Source organism: Lacinutrix sp. MEBiC02404, assembly GCF_053601575.1.
In genome coordinates this window covers 1-343 of the sequence record NZ_JBSHNV010000210.1, presented here as the reverse complement: position 1 = coordinate 343, position 343 = coordinate 1, and the positions used below count along the sequence as shown (strand labels likewise).

Genomic DNA, 343 nt, shown 5'->3' with positions numbered 1-343 from the left:
TGGAGAAACAAGTGATACGGATCCAAATGATACCGATCCATGTATCGGAGGAACATTATCCAATGTAGATTTAACAGACACAACAAGTGACTGGGCAACTGCAGATTGTGATGGAGATGGAGTAAGTAACTTAGACGAAGTGGATCCTGATGGAGACGGCGTTCAAGGACCAAACGACACCGATGCAAACGATGCATGTGAATTTACAGCAGCAGATATTACTTTACCTGTAACAGCAATTACGGATTGTGATGGTGATGGAGAAACAAGTGATACGGATCCAAATGATACGGATCCATGTATTGGAGGAGATTTAACAAATGTAGATTTAACAGACACAACA

At 41.4% G+C, this 343-nt stretch carries 1 pseudogene; it reads left to right on the top strand.

What is annotated here, in order from left to right:
* Positions 1–343 (top strand): annotated as a pseudogene (locus ACVCXO_RS13880) (hypothetical protein); the annotation flags it as partial.